This is a genomic window from Kocuria cellulosilytica (assembly GCF_040981245.1).
GTDB classification, from domain to species: Bacteria; Actinomycetota; Actinomycetes; order Actinomycetales; family Micrococcaceae; genus Kocuria; species Kocuria cellulosilytica.
Genome location: NZ_JAVFWZ010000008.1, coordinates 95,698 through 111,553, shown reverse-complemented (window position 1 = coordinate 111,553; position 15,856 = coordinate 95,698). Strand labels below are relative to the sequence as shown.

Below are 15,856 nucleotides of genomic sequence, written 5' to 3'. Positions count from 1 at the left end.
CGGTGCGGGGCGGGTGGGAGGTCCGGACCGGTCAGGACCCGGAGCGGGCAGGGTGCGGAACGGTCAGAGCCCCTCGGGCATGTCGTCCTCGGGCGCCTCGTCCTCCGGCAGCACGTCCTCGGGCAGCTCGTCCTCCGGGTCCTCCCCCGCGGGGAACTCGCCCGGGGCGACCCCGGCCAGGCGCAGGAAGTCGCCGCACGCGAAGGGAGTCGCCGCCGGCGACCAGGGGGTGTCCGCGTTGAGGAACGAGGTCCGGTCGAGGGCGAGGATCCCGAGGATGACCTCGGCGACGATCCGCCCGCCCACCGGTCCCAGGGTGCGGCCGCCCAGCAGCTCGGCCTCCTTCAGCACGTAGAACCACAGCGGGGCCTTGCCGCTCCAGCCGCGCTCCGTGAGCCCCAGCCGGTCGTTGGGGATCGGGGTGACCCCCATCGCTCTGGCGACGTCCTGGCCGGCCGGCAGCCCGAGCCGCTTGCCGCGGAGCAGGTTGCGCCGGGCCAGGTTGAGGATGGCCCCGTCGACGTGCTTGACCACGGTGGGCGGGAGCTCGGACAGCGGCAGCGCGAGCTTCGTGTCGATGAGCCGGGTCATGTTGCGGTCGTCCGGGTCGCTCATGCCGGGGATCTCGAAGAAGTAGTTCCAGTCCGCCCGGGCCGTCGAGGGGATCGGGCGGGAGCCGCGGAGGTCGTGGCCCGGAGAGCCGAAGAACGGGATGGTGACCTCGTCGTGCATCTCGTACTCGGCCCGCACCATGGAGTGGCCGAACCGGTAGGCGCCCACGGAGTACTCGATGGGCATCATGGGGCGGGCGGGGTTGCCCGGCTTGTAGAAGCGGCGGTCCACCGCCACGGAGCCGGCCCTGCCCGCCGTCAGCATGCTCTGCACCAGCGGCCGGCCGACCACGTGGGGCAGGAAGTCGTGCACGATCAGCCACTGGAAGTGCCAGCGCAGCAGCCGCTGCGCCTCCTCGAAGGACGCCCCGGAGTCCACGAACCGGTTGTGCGCCTGCAGGAAGGCCAGGTGGAGCTGGGCGATGATCAGGTTCTCGTCGTTGCGGTGGTCGCCGATCACCGCGGTCCCGTCCGCGTGGCGCGGCAGGTCGGGGCGGCCGTCGGGAGTGCCCCCGATGCGCATCCGCCGCGGATCCGCCGGGTCGTAGAGCTGTGGATCGGACCCGGGACCCCTGCCGTACACGGAGCCGAGGTCGAAGAAGGGGGTGTCGAAGTTGGTCAGCGCCCTCGGATCGAGCTCCTGCTCCGGAAGCGGGGTCTGGTCGAGGGTCATGTCGTGGTCGATGAACTGTCCCAGGTAGGCGAACCCGGCGGGCATCTCGGGGTTGTCGAAGCCGTCGTTGCTCAGGGACACGTCGGACAGCGGCGGGGTCCGGTCGATCATCCGCTCGGCGAGGGCGATCAGCAGCGCGTCGTCGGGTGTGAAGGCCGGCAGCTTCGGGAACATCACGCCGAACCGTCCCTCGGCCTTCCGGCCGGCCGTGACAGCGATCTGGGAGCCTCGCAGCTCGCCCGTCCCGTGCCCCGTGCCGCCGGACAGGACGCCGGCCGCGGGGGGCGGCGCCGGCCGGCGCGGGGCGGCGTGGGCCGCCGTGGCCTCCACGGCGGGCAGGGCTGCGAGCCCCGCCGCCAGCCCGGTGAGGATGCCGCGGCGCGAGACGCCGGGGCCGCCCGTCGTCGGAGCCGCGGGGCAGGCGGTGGGGTGCTGGGCTTCCATGGTGCGTCCTTCCGGGACGGTGCGCCGCGGCGGGCAGGTATTCGCTCCAGTGAATCGACAGGGTCTTGGAAAAGTCTTGGACCGCGTCCTGGGCATCGCTCAGGGGGTGCGGGGCAGCAGCACCGTTGCCTCGACGGAGGAGGCGGGCACGGTCCCGTAGTCGCGCGAGTCCACGGACGGGTACCGGTTGTCGCCGAGCACGAACAGGTGTCCCGGCGGGACCGTGACCGGCCCGAACCAGGTCGCGTCGATCCTGCTGTGGTCCACGAAGGGCTCGGGGACCGCCTCTCCGTCGACCACCAGCACGGCGTCCTCGATCGCCACGGTCTGGCCCCCGGCCGCCACGACCCGCTTGACCGTGGTGCGGCCGTCCTGCGGGTCCGCGAAGACCACCAGGGCGCCCGGCACGGCCCGCCGCTCCGGGGCCGCGGCCTTGAGCAGCAGGACCACGCCGCCCTCCGGCAGCGTCGGCTCCATGCTGTCGGAGCCGACGAGGAGGGGTTCGACCAGCCACAGCCGGCAGGCGAGGACCGCCGCGGCGCCCAGCAGCACCGCGGCGGTCGTCCGCCGCCGGACCCGGGGAACGGTCACCGGCGTTCCGGCTTCCCGCCGCCGCTCTTTCCCTTGCCCCGCTTGGTCGGCTTCGGTGTCGGGCTCGGTGTCGGGCTCGTGGTCGGCACCGGGCTCGGCGTGGGCGTCGGGCTCGAGGTGGGCGAGGGCGAGGGCGTGGCGCTCTCGGACGGGCTCGGGGAGGGGCTCGGGGAGGGAGCGGGTGCGGAGCCGTCGTCCCACTGCGCCGGCGCGGCCGTCATCGGGTCCCAGGGATCCGGCTCGTCCTCCGCAAGACCCACCCGGAACTGGACCATCATGTCGTGGTCCTCGTGGGAGAGGTTGTGGCAGTGGATCATGTACCGGCCCTTGTGGGGGCCGAACTTCATGAGCAGCCGGACGGTCTCGCCCTCGCCCACGTAGACGACGTCCTTGGGTCCGCGCTCGTAGTTGTACGCGGCCCTGCCGTTGCGGCTGAGCACCTGAAAGTCGACGAGGTGGATGTGCAGCGGGTGGTACCACCCGCCGGAGTTGTTCTCGAACTCCCAGATCTCCACGGCGTCCACGTCCACCTGGGCGGCGACCTTCCGGAAGCCGCTGGCCACGACCTCCTGCCAGGTGACGTCGTTGATCGTCCACATGCTGTCGGTGCGGTCCAGCTCGAAGTGCCGGGTCCGCGTCGCCTGCGCGGTGGTCAGCGCCATCACCTCGTTGTGCCCGTCCAGCTGCGCGGGGATCCGGTTCCAGGTCGGGTCCGAGGTGTCCACGGGCTCGTCGACGACGTCGAAGGCCATGATCTGGTGGGTGTAGTCATAGTCCACGTTGTTGTCGTTGGAGAGGTTGCGGAGCTCGACGCGCTGGCCGGTCCGGTACTGGCGGAAGTCGATGAGCAGCTCGTAGCGCTCCGCCCCGGCGTGCCGGTAGTTGTTCACGAACTGGGTGCTCGGCATCAGGCCGCCGTCCGTGGCGACGATCGCGATCGGGTCGCCCGTGCTCAGGGTGGGGCGCAGCGACCGGGAGATGCATGCGTTGAGCACCCGGAACCGGTAGACGCGCTTCTGCACCTGCATGACGGGCCAGGGGCGCCCGTTCACCAGGATGACGTCCCCCCACAGCCCGGAGTGGCTGTTGTCGTCGTAGCCGAGCGAGCCGTCCTCCGCGAACATCGCGTCCGAGATCGTGACAGCGACGTCGTAGCGCCCCTGGGGCAGGAGCTCCCGCTCCAGGGGATCGTGCAGGTGGTAGTGCGCGGCGAGCCCGGAGTACGCGTTGAGCGCCGTGTAGTGCACGCCGTGGTCGTGGTACCAGAGGGTCCGGGCCGGTTGGAAGTTCGGGTAGTAGTAGTCCTTGTAGAAGCCCGGGTTCGTGACGTCGTTGGCGTAGCCGTCGTACTGCGGCAGGGACGCGGACCCGTGCAGGTGCGTGGAGGTGGACAGGACGTGGCCGTCCAGGGGGTGCACGGCGGGCAGCTGGTTGCGCACCCGCAGGACCGCCTTGGTCCCCCGGTCGATGCTGATCGTGGGCCCGGGGAAGATCCCGTTGTAGCCCAGGATGGGCGTGGTGAGGCCGGCCCGGGGCAGGATCTGTGCCTGGGCCGCGCGCTCGGTCACCACGTAGTGGTGCACGGGCCGCCCGTCGGCCGGGTCCACGGACGTGGCGTGCGGCTGCAGCACCGGCGACTGGACGAAGGGTGTGCGGAACGGCCGGGGCATGTCGGAGTCGCGGAGCTCGCTGGCGGACTTGGCCTCCACGGAGCGGGTGGGCACCGCGAGCGCGCCGGCCCCCAGCGCACCGAGTCCGCCGAGCAGCAGGACATTTCTTCTCGAGACGGTCATCGGAGTTCTCCTTCGAGCTGGCAGGACGACGACGGGCCGGCTCCGCGCCCCGCGCTGCGGAGCCGCGCAGCGGGAGCGGCCGGCCGTGCCGAGGCGGTCGCCTCGGCGGTCGCCGCAGGGGTCGACGTGGGGAGCACCGGGGACGTTGCCACGGGCATCACCGCGGGGGTCACCGCGGACCACCACCGCGGTGGTGGTCCGTCCCGAGGGACAGACGTGCACTGCGGGGTCCCTCGAGGGTCAGCTCGAGGGCTCGGTCGGGGACCTCGAAGAGGAGCTCGGTCCGCAGGGCCTCGCCCTGGACGAGCGTCCGCTCCGGGACGGAGGCGTTCACGGCGCGGGAGGAGCCGCCGCCGAGGCGCTCCACCTCCCAGTCCGCGGCGTCGAAGTCGACGCCCCCGGGCTCGAGCGCGGTGAGCTCGAGCAGGACCCGGACGCGGTGGGTGCCGTCCTCGGCGGCCCCGTCCCCTGTGGTCCCGTTGCCTGTGGTCCCGTCCCCGGTGGCCGGCGCGCCGGCCGCCGGCTCCTCCGGCAGGACGCCGTTGACGCGGGCGAGACCCCCGGGCACGGTGGCGACCGCGCCCAGCGGGGCCCCCGGTTCCTCGTCCTGGCCCAGCACCGCGGCGCCCAGCACCCCGAGCAGGCCGAGGAGGAAGGCGGCGGGCACCACCCAGCGCCGGGAGCCGCTGCCCGCGGGGCGGGCCGGGGCGGGGGCGCCGGAGGTCGGAAGCGTGGCGGATGAGGTCATGCCAGCACGATGAGGAGCCGACCTTGGAGAAAAGTTGCCGGCCGGCAGCCACGCCCCGGGGGCTGTCGACCGGGGAGGACACACGGCGTCATGCGTGACGTTCCCGGGTCCGGCCCCGTCCCCCGCGGATCCCGGCGCCGGCACCCGACCCCCATTTTTGGGGGGTGGCGCACCCCCCGTACGGGACTGATCCGGACGCGGGGAGACACCCCACACTGGAGTTCACTTTCGGGAAGGGGGACCCGTGGAAACGACAGGTGAAGGTGGAGGACCGAACGGCCCGGGCGTGCGGCTGTCCGTCCGCGTCCTGGGACCGCTGGAGGTGCGCCGGGGGGACCGCGTGCTGACGGCGCGGGAGCTGGGCGGCCCGAAGCAGCGGCAGATCCTGGAGATCCTGCTGCTGCAGCTGGGCACGCCGGTGTCCAAGGGCCGGCTGGTCGAGCTCCTGTGGGGGGACCGGCCGCCGGCCGCCGCCCTGCAGAACCTCGAGAGCTACGTCAGCGTGCTGCGCCGCGGCCTGCAGCCGGGGGCGGGCCGCAAGGGACCGTTGCAGACCGCCAACGGCGGGTACGTCATGGACGCCGCGGCCGTGGACCTGGACCTCCGCCGGTTCGAGCTGGCGGTGGAGCGCGCCGGCCACCGCCGCCCGCACGAGGCCTACGCCCTGTGGTGCGAGGCGCTCGAGCGGGCGTCGGCGCCGCTGCTCGAGAACGAGCTGCGCTGCGAGTGGGCGGAGCTGCAGCGCGAGGTGCACGCCGCCCGCGTGCTCGAGACCCGTGTCTCGGCCGCCGAGTGCGCCCTGGAGCTTCGGCTCCACGCCGAGGCCGTGCGGCACGCGCGGGCGGCGCTCGTCGAGGACGTGCTCCAGGAGCGGGCGTGGACGGCGCTGGTCCTGGGTCTCGAGGGCTCGGGCCGCCCCGTCGAGGGCCTGCAGGCCTACGAGCAGTGCCGGCAGGCCCTCGACCACGAGCTGGGCTGCGCTCCGTCCGCGGCGCTGCAGGGCGCCTACGCCCGCATGCTGCGCACCACGGCCGCGACCGGCAACGAGCTGGGTCAGGCCCTGACGGCCCTGCTGGTGCTGCACGGCCAGCTCGGCGACCCGGACTGGATGCCCGGCACCCGCGACCCCCTCGCCCGGCAGGAGGCGGCCTCGGTGCTGCAGGCCTTCCTGGGCCGCTCCCTGAGCGCAGCCGCGTGAAAGAACGGGCCGCGCGACCGCGCGCACCGCGGTGCCGCACGGTGTTCCTCCTGGTCAACCCCCGAAATGGGTACAGCCCCCGACTTGCCTCCCGGGATTTGCGATCGCCATACTACGGCTACGCAGTCGGGGGAATGCCGGGGGGCTGGGCCGGGATGGGCACTGAGAACGAGGAGGGGCGCGCCGCGCGCACCTCGATCCTCGTGGTCGACGACCACACCACGTTCGCGGAGCTGCTGACCGGCGCTCTGGGCCAAGAACCGGACCTGGACAGCGTCGGCGTGGCCTCCGACGTCGACTCGAGCGTGCGCCTGTGCGCGGCCCTGCGGCCGGACGTGGTGGTCATGGACTACCACCTCACCGGCGGCAACGGCCTGACGGCCTCCGCCCGGATCCTCCGCGACCGGCCGGGGACACGGATCGTCATGCTGACGGGCGACCCCGCGCAGCACGTGCTCGAGGCCGCGGCGGCCACCGGGATCTGTGCGTTCCTGCCGAAGGACGGCTCGCTCGCGACCCTGCTCGGGACGATCCGCAGCGCCCGCTGCGGCACGATGGCGGTCCACCCCTCGCTGCTCGCGGCCGCGGACCCGGGCCGCCGGCCGGGCGCCGAGGTGCCGGTGCTCACCCGGCGCGAGCTCCAGGTCCTGCACCTCATGGCCCAGGGGCACAGCGTGTGCGCGAACGCCCGGCTGCTGCACATCACGCCGAACACCTGCCGCGGCTACGTGAAGGCGATCCTGGCCAAGCTGGGGGCCCACTCCCAGCTCGAGGCGGTCGCCGTCGCCTCGAGGCTCGGCCTGCTGACGGCACAGCCATGAGGCGCCTGCTCCCCCGCACGGACCGGGCCGTCCCCGACACCGAGGGCCTGCTCGCCGACTGGCCGGCGCCCCCGCCCCCGGCCGACCGCTCGGAGGTGCGGGCCGCCGTGCGCCGCTTCCTCCTCACGGGACTCGTGGTGCTGCTGGTCGCAGCCGTGCCGGCGACGTGGTGGATCCGGGCCGTCGCCGAGGAGCACGCCGTGGAGCACGTCCTGCGCGTCACCCAGCGGCTGGCCAACTACGCCGTGGCGCCCCTGATCACCGACGAGCTGCTGGCCGGCGGCCCGGCCGCCACCGCCCAGCTGGACGTGCGGCTGCAACCCTGGCTGAACGACGGGACCATCCGCCGGATCAAGATCTGGGACGCGGAGGGGACGATCGTCTACTCGGACGAGCACGAGCTCATCGGGCAGAACTACGGCCCGCCCGCGTGGGACGGCGACCTCGTCTCCCGGGGCGAGGGGGTCGCCACCGTCGAGCACCAGCAGGACCCGGAGAACTCCCACGAGTCGGGCGCCGGACAGCTCGTGGAGGTCTACGTGGGGTTCGTCCCGGCCGGCGGCGAGCAGCTCGTCTTCGAGGCGTACTACGACGACTCGATCGTGCGGGACGAGCAGCGCTCCGTGCTCATGGGCATGGCCCCGGCGTTCCTGCTGACCCTGCTGCTGTTCCAGCTCGCGCAGCTCGCCCCGGCCGTGGGCCTCGCCCGGCGGATCCAGGACCACCGGACGGCGCGCGCCCAGCTGCTCCAGCACGCCGTGGACGCCGCCGAGCTGGAGCGCGTCCGGGTCGCCCGGGACCTGCACGACGACGTGATCCAGGAGCTGGCGGGGCTGTCCTACTCCCTCGAGGCCCAGGAGATGACGGCGGCGGTGCCGGAGCAGCGCAGCGCGCTGGGCCGGTCGCGGTCCGTCCTGCAGGGCAGCCTGCGCACCCTGCGCGGGATCACCACCGCCCTGTACTCCCCCGACCTGCTGACCCTCGGACTGCCCCGGGCCCTGGCCCGCCTCGCGGACCCGCTGGCCCAGCGCGGGATCGACACGTCCGTGCAGATCAGCCCCGCCGTGCTCCTCACGCCCGAGCAGGAGGGCATGTTCCTGAAGGTGGCGCGGGAGGCGTTCGCCAACATCTCGAAGCACGCCCACGCGTCCACGGTCCGGCTGCGGCTCGACGCGGAGCCCGGCGCCACGGTCATGTCGATCACCGACGACGGCACCGGCTTCGACGACTCCCACGGGTCCCCGGAGGGCCACCTGGGCCTGCGCATCATGCGGGACATCGCCGACGCCGCCGGCGCCGCCCTCGAGCTCAGCTCACGGCCCGGGGTGGGGACCACGGTGCTCGTGACCCTGCCCCACGGCGCGGTCACACGCCGCTTCTGAGTGCCAGGCCCGGCGCCGGCGGCCACGGCACGGGCGCCCGCGGCACGGGTGCCCCCGGGACCGGGTCTACGCGTCGGCGGTCTCGGGCAGGTCGGCGGCCATGTCCGCGACGTAGCGGCGCACCTCGGTGCCGAACAGCTCGATGCTGCGGCTCATCCGGGCGTGGTCCAGGGTCCCCACCGCGTACTTGAGGTCGAAGCGGGAGGCGCCCAGTGCCGCCGAGGACCGCACGATCTTGCGGGCGACCGTCTCCGGCGAGCCCACGAAGTAGGCGCCCTCCGGCCCGCACATCGAGTCGAACTCCGCGCGGGTCAGCGGGCCCCAGCCGCGCTCCCTGCCGATCCGGGCGTGCGTGTAGGCCTGGTGCGGGAAGAACTCCTCGCGGGCCTGCGCGTCGGTCTCCGCCACGTAGCCCGGGGAGTGGAAGGCCACCGGCTGCGGCTCCTTGCCGAAGTGCTCGAGGGCCTGGCGGTAGTAGTCGGCGAAGGGCGCGAAGGCCGCCGGGCTGCCGCCGATGATGGCGAAGATGACGGGCAGCCCGTAGTGGGCGGCGCGCACCACCGAGGTGGGTGAGCCGCCCACGGCGATCCAGGTGCGCAGCGCCCCGGCCTCGGTCTTGGGGTACACCTCCAGGCCCTGGATCGGCGCGCGCAGCCGGCCCTGCCAGTCGATCCGGCCTTCGGTGCGGAGCCGGTCGAACAGCTGCAGCTTCTCCTCGAACAGGGCCTCGTACTCGTCCAGCGGGTAGCCGAACAGCGGGAAGGACTCGGTGAAGGAGCCACGGCCCAGGATCACGTCGGCGCGGCCGGAGGAGAGGGCGTCCACGGTGGCGAAGCGCTGGTAGACCCGCACCGGGTCGTCGGAGCTGAGCACCGTCACCGCGGAGCCCAGGCGGATCCGCTCCGTGACCGTGGCGATGCCGGCGAGCACCGTCTCGGGCGAGGAGACCGCGAAGTCCTCCCGGTGGTGCTCCCCGACGCCGAAGAAGTCCAGGCCCACCTGGTCGGCCAGCACCGCCTCCGCCACGACGTTGCGGATCACCTGCGCGCCGCTGAGCAGCTCCCCGTCCGGCCCGGGGTAGAGGTCGCCGAAGGTGTTGAGGCCGAGCTGGACGGTCATGCGGAGCTCCTCGTTGCCGATTTTGTGGATACATCCATAAAAGTCTCCGTCAGGCGTCCTTATTCCGGGGGACCGCGGGATCGCCGTGGCCGGCGGGGCCCGGTGGCTGGCGGGACCGCGGTGGCCGACGGGGCCACGGGCGGTCGGATCAGTGGGTCAGCCACTCCCACGCGGTGTGCTTCTCGGGGCCGGGGACCCCGCTGACGATCCACGCGATGTCGTCGGTGGACAGCGGGAACGGCGGCGCCTCCTCCTGCTCGGCGGGCTCGAGCTCGTCCGGGTGCTCGAGGCTCCACAGCTCGGCGAACACCTGGGTGGGACCGCGCCGGTCCACGAGCCGCTCGCGGACCTCCTCGGCGAGCTCGTCCAGGTGGTCCTGCAGGAAACCGGTGAGCTCCGCCGAGAACCCCGGGGTCCCCTCCTCCGCCGGGTCGATCTCCCACGTCTGCCGCACGACCGCCAGGACCTCGTCGTCGTCCAGGGGAGCCCCGTCCCGGCGGGGGTCGGGGACCTCGGCCGGGACCGGCTCGCCGGCGGCGACGGCCAGGAAGCGCTCCTGGAGGGCGAACAGCGCGGCGACGGTCAGGAGGTCGCGCACCCGCCGGCCGGCCGGGGCGTCGCCGACCTCGGGGGCGGGGACCTCGTTCTCGAGGGCCTCCCAGGCGTGGCGCACCCACGCCCGGGTCCGGTCGGGCTCGCCAGAGCGGACGGTCGAGGGGCGGATCGAGGACGGGCGCCAGCCGGCCGTCGCCGCCCGCCACCGGTCGTCCAGGGCGGGGTCCCCCGGCACGGCGGGCTCGGTGGGGCCGGGACGGTCGGCGGGCGGGTGGCTGAACACGGTGCGGCTCCTGGGTCGGACGGGACTGGTGCGGGACGCGCGGTCCGGACCCAGCGTAGGGCGTTCCCGGCACGGGTCCGGGCCCCGTCCGGAGCGGACGGGGCCCGGGGCGTCACCGGCGGGGCGGGGTCACGGCTCGGGATGCACCACCATCGCGGAGCCGCCGTAGCCGCGCTCGGTCTCGGCCGCCGCCTCGAAGCGGTCGCCGCCGAGGATCCGCAGCGCCGAGGCGTTGCCGATCCAGCGGCGCGGGGGCGGGACGAGGTCGTGGCCCAGCCCGCTCAGCTGCCGGCCGACCTCGGACTCGGCCAGGCCGAGGTCGGCCTCCTCCGCCCCGTTGCGCGAGCTCAGCCGCGGCGCGGCCACGGCGTCGACGAGGGCGAGGTCCCGGTCGACGTGCCCGGTGAGGATCTGCGCCACCGTGGTGATGATCGTGGCGCCGCCGGGCGTGCCCACCGACATCCACGGCTCCCCGTCCTTCAGCACGATCGTGGGGCTCATCGACGAGCGGGGCCGCTTGCCCGGACCCGGCAGGTTCGGGTCCGGCACGCCCTCGGTGACGGACGCGAAGCTGAAGTCGGTCAGCTCGTTGTTGAGCAGGAACCCGTGCTCCGGGACCGTGATCCCGGAGCCGCCGGTCTGCTCGATGGTGAGGGTGTAGGAGACCACGTCGCCCCACCGGTCGGCCACGTTCAGGTGGGTCGTCGAGACGCCCCCGGCGGACGCCGGCTGGCGGGCCCCGGGCGCCCCGCACCCGGCGTACTCCCCGTCGGGCTCCCCGAACGGGACCGGGCGCTCCTGGGCCGCCCCGGGGTCGAAGAGGCAGGCGCGCTCGTCGGCGAACTCCTGGCTCGTGAGCTCCGCCACGGGAACGCCCTCGACGTCCCCGATCCACCGGTTGCGGTCCGCGAAGGCCGTGGCGGTCGCCTCCGAGAAGCGGTGCAGGTACTGGGCCTCGGAGACCTCGCCGAGGCCGGTCCCGGTGCGCTCGTCGTAGGCCTCGAGCAGGTTGAGGGTCTCGGCCACCGTGATGCCGCCGGAGCTGGGCAGGCCCATGCCGTAGACGTCCAGGCCGCGGTACTCGGTGTGCGTCGGCTCCTTGAGCAGGGCCTCGTAGGACGCCAGGTCCGCGGCGGTCAGCTCCCCGGCGAGCACCTCCACGCCCTCGGCGGTGGCCGGCGCACGGCTCGCGTCGACCACCGCCCGCCCGATCTCGCCCTCGTAGAAGACGCCGGTGCCCTCGTGCCGGATCGTGTGGTAGGTGCGGGCGAGATCGGGATTGCGGAACACGGTCCCGACCGCGGGCGCCTCGCCGTCGGGCAGGAACAGCTCCGCGGTCTCCGGGAACATGCCGAAGCGCTCGGCGTTCTGCGCCGTCTGCTCGTGGAAGTTCTCGTCCACCACGAACCCGCGGGAGGCGATCCGCTCCGCGGGCCGCAGCAGGTCGTGCAGGTCCATCGTGCCGAACTCCTCGGCCGCGGCCTCCCACGTGGCCAGGGTGCCGGGCACGCCCACGGACCTCCCGGAGCTGACCACCGTGGCGAAGTCGAGGGGCTCGCCGTCCGCGCCCAGGAACTCGTCCTCCGTGAAGGTGGCCGGCGCGGTCTCGCGCCCGTCGATCGTGCGGACCTCCCCGGTCCGCCCGCTGTGGTGGACGAAGAACCCGCCGCCGCCGATGCCCGCGGAGTACGGCTCGGTGACGCCCAGGGCCGCGGCCGCGGCCACGGCGGCGTCCGCGGCGGTGCCGCCCCGCTCGAGCACGTCGATGCCCACCTGGCTGGCGAGGGGGTCCACCGAGGAGACCGCGCCGCCGCCGCCGGTCATGGTGGGGACCTTGGGCAGCTCGGCGGTGACGGGCGCGTCCCGGCCACCGTGCCCCCCGTCGTCGTGCGCGACGGCCGGGGAGCCGCCGAGAACGGTGCCGGAGACGCCGAGCGCTCCGGCCAGGCCCAGTGCGAGGTGTCTCAGGGATGCGCGCATGGGCTCATGCTGGCACCGCCGCACCGTTCCGACCAGGGGCTACGCCGACATTTCGGTGGGTGTCGCCGGCGTGCCCAGGCCCTGCGAGGCGGCGATGAGCCGGTGCACCACCGTCTCGGCGTCCGTCGAGGGGTTGCCGAAGCGGTGCATCGTGATCGAGACGGCCTGCTCCGCGAGCAGCGGGAGCATCTCCACGCGGGACGCGCCGACCACCGGGTCCGCGAGCAGCGCGATCTCGGGCCGCTCCGCGAGCGCCTCGGCGAGGCCGGGCGCCGTGCCCACGACCCGGATCCGCCCGGCGCCGCTCGGGTCGGTCCAGTCCGCGGCGACCCGGGCGAAGGCCTCGTCCCCGCAGGGGTCCAGCACGGAGCGGAACAGCTCCCGCACCTCGGCGGGGAGCTCGCCCGCGGGGACGAGGACCGCGCGCGCGCCGGAGCGCACCGCGGCGAGCCCGACCCGGATGACGTCCGTCAGGGGGGCGTCCTCGGCCGCGCGCACGACGACGTCGCGCGGGCGGTAGCGGAACAGGTTGGCCTCGCTCTCCAGGCCGGTGGGGTCGTGGGCGCGGCCGAACTCCCGGTCCCACCACGCCTGGTCCTGCTCGGCGCAGGCGGTCAGCCAGGCGGCGTCCGCCTCGGGCACGAGCGGCCGGAGCGCGGCGAGGTGGTGGGCGACGGCCTCCGAGGGCTCTGTGCCGGCCTCCTCGGACGGGGTCTCCCCGGCGGGGACCTCCCGGAAGGGCGCCTTCTGCCACGAGCCGAGCTGGGCCAGGTAGTTCGGTCCGCCGGCCTTGGCGCCCAGGCCCACCGAGGACTTCTTCCAGCCGCCGAAGGGCTGGCGCTGGACGATCGCCCCGGTGATGCCGCGGTTGACGTAGAGGTTGCCCGCCTCGACGAGCTCGACCCAGGTGCTGATCTCCTCCGGGTCCAGGGAGTGCAGCCCGGCGGTCAGTCCGTACGCGACCGCGTTCTGCAGCTCGAGCGCCTCCTGCAGGTCGGCGGCCTCCATCAGCCCCAGGACGGGGCCGAAGCACTCGGTGCGGTGGAAGAAGGAGCCCGGGGCCACCCCCGTCTTGATCCCGGGCCGCCACAGCCGCCCGGTGTCGTCGAGCGGGCGCGGCTCGAGCAGCCACCGCTCCCCCGGGTCGAGGCGGGTCAGGGCGCGGTGCAGCTTGTCGCCGGGCTCGGCGATCACCGGGCCCACCGACGCCTGCAGGTTCTGCGGCCAGTCCACGACCATCGAGGACGCGGCGTCCAGCAGCTGCCGCCGGAACCGCTCCGAGTTCGCCACGCTGCCCACCAGGATGCCCAGGGAGGCCGCCGAGCACTTCTGCCCGGCGTGGCCGAACGCGCTGGTCACGAGGTCCCACACGGCCCGGTCCCGGTCCGCGCTGGGGGTGATGACCAGGGCGTTCTTGCCCGAGGTCTCCGCGGTCATCGCCCGCCCCGCCCGCCAGGACTGGAACAGCCGGGCCGTCTCGTAGGCGCCGGTGAGGACGATGCGGTCCACCCCCGGGTGGGAGACCAGGGCCTGCCCCACCTCCCCCTCGACGGAGTCGACGAGCTGGAGCACGTCCCGCGGCACCCCGGCCTCCCACAGCGCCTCGACCACGGCCGTCGAGCAGCGCCGGACCTCGGGGGCGGGCTTGTGCAGCACGGCGGCGCCGGCGGCCAGGGCCGCGACCGTGGAGCCGGTGGGGATCGCCAGCGGGAAGTTCCACGGCGGGGTGATCAGCACGAGCCGGTCCGGGACGAAGCGGGCGCCGTCCACGTCCTCGAGCTCGAGGGCCCGGCGGGCGTACCAGCGGCAGAAGTCGACGGCCTCCGAGACCTCCGGGTCCGACTGGCCCAGGGTCTTGCCCGCCTCCGCGCCGGCCACGGCCAGCAGGTGCCCCCGGCGCTCGGCCAGGACGTCGGCCGCACGGTTGAGGATCTCCGCGCGCTCGCGGGCGCCGCGGGCGTGCCAGTCCTCGGCGGCGGCCCGGCCCGTGCGCACCAGCCGCTCGACGTCCTCCGCGTCGACGGGATCGGGCACGGGCAGGGCCTCGTACCACTGCCGGTCCTCGATCCGGGCGGCGATCTCCTCAGCCCACGCCTGGTTCGCCGGCACGGCGACGTCGGTGTCCGGCTCGTTGCGGAAGGGCTGCTCCAGCGGCAGGTGCGCGGACCCGGCGCCGGGCGCGGTGCGGTCCTGGGCGCGGGCGGGGGCCGGCGCGGCCTCCTCCTGCGGGTCCAGCGCCTCGAGGGCGGCCCGGAAGCGCTGCTCCTCCCGCGCGAAGATCTCGTTGCCGGGGGCCAGCTCGAAGATCCCCGACATGAAGTTCTCGTGCGAGGCGTTCTCCTCGAGCCGGCGCACGAGGTAGGACACGGCCACGTCGAACTCGGCCGGGCGCACGGCGGGCACGTAGAGCAGCAGCTGCCCGACGTCGGCGCTCACGGCCCGCGCCTGCTCCACCGCCATGCCCTGGAGCATCTCGAACTCGATCCGGTCCGTCACGCCGCGGCGCTCGGCGAGCAGGTGCGCGAAGGCGATGTCGAAGAGGTTGTGCCCGGCCACCCCCAGCCGCAGCCCCGTCATCCGCCCGGGCACGAACAGCCAGTCGAGGACCCGCTTGTAGTTGGTGTCGGTCTCCTGCTTGCTGCTCCACGTGGCCAGGGGCCAGCCGTGCAGCTCGGCGTCCACGCGCTCCATGGGGAGGTTCGCGCCCTTCACGAGCCGGACCTTGATCCCCGCGCCCCCGGACTCGACCCGCTCGGCGGACCACGCCGAGAGCCGCCGGACCACCGCGAGGGCGTCCGGCAGGTAGGCCTGGACCACGATCCCCGCCTCGAGCCCCCGCAGCTCCGGGTGCTCCAGGAGGCGGGTGAACACCTCGGTGGTCAGGTGCAGGTCGGAGTAGACCTCCATGTCGAGGTTGATGAACTTGCTCCCGGCCGGGGCCTCGGCGGCGGCGCGGTAGACGGGCAGCAGCCGCTCCACGACCTTCGCCACGGTCCCCTCGAACCCCCAGTGGGACAGCTGCGGGACCACGGAGGAGACCTTCACGGAGACGTAGTCGACGTCGTCCCGGTCCAGCAGCGCGGCGGCGTCGGCGAGGTGCTTGTCCGCCTCCTCCGCGCCGAGGACCTCCTCGCCGAGCAGGTTGATGTTGAGGCGGTGGCCCTGGGCCGTCAGCTTCTTCACGGCCTGCCCGAAGGCCTTGGGGCGGGCGTCGACGATCATGTGCCCCACGAGCTGCCGGAGCCTGGCGCGGGCGGCGGGCACGACCACCTGGGGCGCCCGGCCGGAGAGAGCGGCCCCGACCCGGATCTGGGCGCGGTCCGCCGCGGGCATGGTGCGGGGCACGATCCCGGCGAGCGCGTGCAGGGCCCGCGCCGCGGCCCGCACGTCCTCGGTGCGCACCACCCGGTCCACGAAGCCGACCGTGAACTCCAGCCCGTGGGGGTCCTGGAGGACGGTGGCGAGCCGGTCGGCCGCGCCGTCGCGGTGCCGGCGGCCCTCGGCGGCGCGGCCGAGCCACTCGCGGACCAGGGCGACGGCCTCGTCGGCCAGCGCGCGGGAGTCGGGGACGGACGGGGCGTCGGCGGTCATGGCGGCACTCTCCTGAGGACTCCGCCCGGCAGCGGTGCCGAGGCACACCCTCGGCCACCGGCCGTGT

At 74.3% G+C, this 15,856-nt stretch carries 11 protein-coding genes; 3 read left to right on the top strand and 8 right to left on the bottom strand.

Translation table 11 applies throughout. The features are described 5' to 3' along the window. Positions 1-63: 63 nt before the first annotated feature. The 4 genes from RCG67_RS12720 to RCG67_RS12705 all read right to left on the bottom strand — a co-directional run bounded on the left by RCG67_RS12720 (position 64) and on the right by RCG67_RS12705 (position 4,860). Positions 64-1,728, bottom strand: coding sequence for a peroxidase family protein (locus RCG67_RS12720; RefSeq protein ID WP_368826714.1), 1,665 nt, complete (start codon positions 1,726-1,728; stop codon positions 64-66). 99 nt (positions 1,729-1,827) lie between these two features. Next, complete coding sequence (lepB, locus tag RCG67_RS12715) at positions 1,828-2,319, bottom strand: signal peptidase I (protein ID WP_368826713.1); 492 nt, start codon at positions 2,317-2,319, stop codon at positions 1,828-1,830. Further along, complete coding sequence (locus RCG67_RS12710) at positions 2,316-4,112, bottom strand: multicopper oxidase family protein (RefSeq protein ID WP_368826712.1); 1,797 nt, start codon at positions 4,110-4,112, stop codon at positions 2,316-2,318. The genes lepB and RCG67_RS12710 overlap by 4 nt, the downstream gene beginning before the upstream one ends. Positions 4,113-4,281: 169 nt before the next feature. Then, positions 4,282-4,860, bottom strand: coding sequence for a hypothetical protein (locus RCG67_RS12705; RefSeq protein ID WP_368826711.1), 579 nt, complete (start codon positions 4,858-4,860; stop codon positions 4,282-4,284). Positions 4,861-5,146: 286 nt separating this feature from the next. Between RCG67_RS12705 and RCG67_RS12700 the strand changes: the two genes are divergently transcribed. From RCG67_RS12700 to RCG67_RS12690, 3 genes are all read left to right on the top strand, one after another. Then, entirely contained in the window at positions 5,147-6,058 is a 912-nt protein-coding gene (locus tag RCG67_RS12700; protein WP_368826709.1) for an AfsR/SARP family transcriptional regulator, read from the top strand. A gap of 155 nt (positions 6,059-6,213) precedes the next feature. Continuing rightward, a complete protein-coding gene (locus RCG67_RS12695; RefSeq protein WP_368826707.1) occupies positions 6,214-6,879 on the top strand; it encodes a response regulator in 666 nt (221 codons plus the stop codon). Then, a complete protein-coding gene (locus RCG67_RS12690; RefSeq protein ID WP_368826705.1) occupies positions 6,876-8,261 on the top strand; it encodes a sensor histidine kinase in 1,386 nt (461 codons plus the stop codon). The genes RCG67_RS12695 and RCG67_RS12690 overlap by 4 nt, the downstream gene beginning before the upstream one ends. 66 nt (positions 8,262-8,327) lie before the next feature. Here RCG67_RS12690 and RCG67_RS12685 read toward each other — a convergent pair whose 3' ends face one another. The 4 genes from RCG67_RS12685 to RCG67_RS12670 all read right to left on the bottom strand — a co-directional run bounded on the left by RCG67_RS12685 (position 8,328) and on the right by RCG67_RS12670 (position 15,789). Next, positions 8,328-9,380 carry an LLM class flavin-dependent oxidoreductase gene (locus RCG67_RS12685; protein WP_368826704.1) on the bottom strand — a complete coding sequence of 351 codons (1,053 nt, stop codon included), beginning with the start codon at positions 9,378-9,380 and terminating at the stop codon, positions 8,328-8,330. Positions 9,381-9,528: 148 nt separating this feature from the next. Continuing rightward, entirely contained in the window at positions 9,529-10,218 is a 690-nt protein-coding gene (locus RCG67_RS12680; protein ID WP_368826702.1) for a hypothetical protein, read from the bottom strand. Positions 10,219-10,347: 129 nt separating this feature from the next. Continuing rightward, on the bottom strand, positions 10,348-12,198 hold the full coding sequence (gene ggt, locus RCG67_RS12675; protein ID WP_368826701.1) for a gamma-glutamyltransferase: 1,851 nt from the start codon (positions 12,196-12,198) through the stop codon (positions 10,348-10,350). Between the two features lie 39 nt (positions 12,199-12,237). Next, positions 12,238-15,789 (bottom strand): proline dehydrogenase family protein, encoded by a 3,552-nt coding sequence (locus RCG67_RS12670; protein ID WP_368826700.1) that lies wholly within the window; start codon positions 15,787-15,789, stop codon positions 12,238-12,240. Positions 15,790-15,856: the final 67 nt, after the last annotated feature.

Excerpts from the sequence above, each read along its gene's own strand:
- RCG67_RS12685 (WP_368826704.1), bottom strand. The coding sequence starts at position 9,380 with ATGACCGTCCAGCTCGGCCTCAACACCTTCGGCGACCTCTACCCCGGG.
- RCG67_RS12710 (WP_368826712.1), bottom strand. The coding sequence starts at position 4,112 with ATGACCGTCTCGAGAAGAAATGTCCTGCTGCTCGGCGGACTCGGTGCG.
- ggt (WP_368826701.1), bottom strand. The coding sequence starts at position 12,198 with ATGCGCGCATCCCTGAGACACCTCGCACTGGGCCTGGCCGGAGCGCTC.
- RCG67_RS12695 (WP_368826707.1), top strand. The coding sequence starts at position 6,214 with ATGGGCACTGAGAACGAGGAGGGGCGCGCCGCGCGCACCTCGATCCTC.
- RCG67_RS12670 (WP_368826700.1), bottom strand. The coding sequence starts at position 15,789 with ATGACCGCCGACGCCCCGTCCGTCCCCGACTCCCGCGCGCTGGCCGAC.
- RCG67_RS12705 (WP_368826711.1), bottom strand. The coding sequence starts at position 4,860 with ATGACCTCATCCGCCACGCTTCCGACCTCCGGCGCCCCCGCCCCGGCC.
- RCG67_RS12720 (WP_368826714.1), bottom strand. The coding sequence starts at position 1,728 with ATGGAAGCCCAGCACCCCACCGCCTGCCCCGCGGCTCCGACGACGGGC.
- RCG67_RS12690 (WP_368826705.1), top strand. The coding sequence starts at position 6,876 with ATGAGGCGCCTGCTCCCCCGCACGGACCGGGCCGTCCCCGACACCGAG.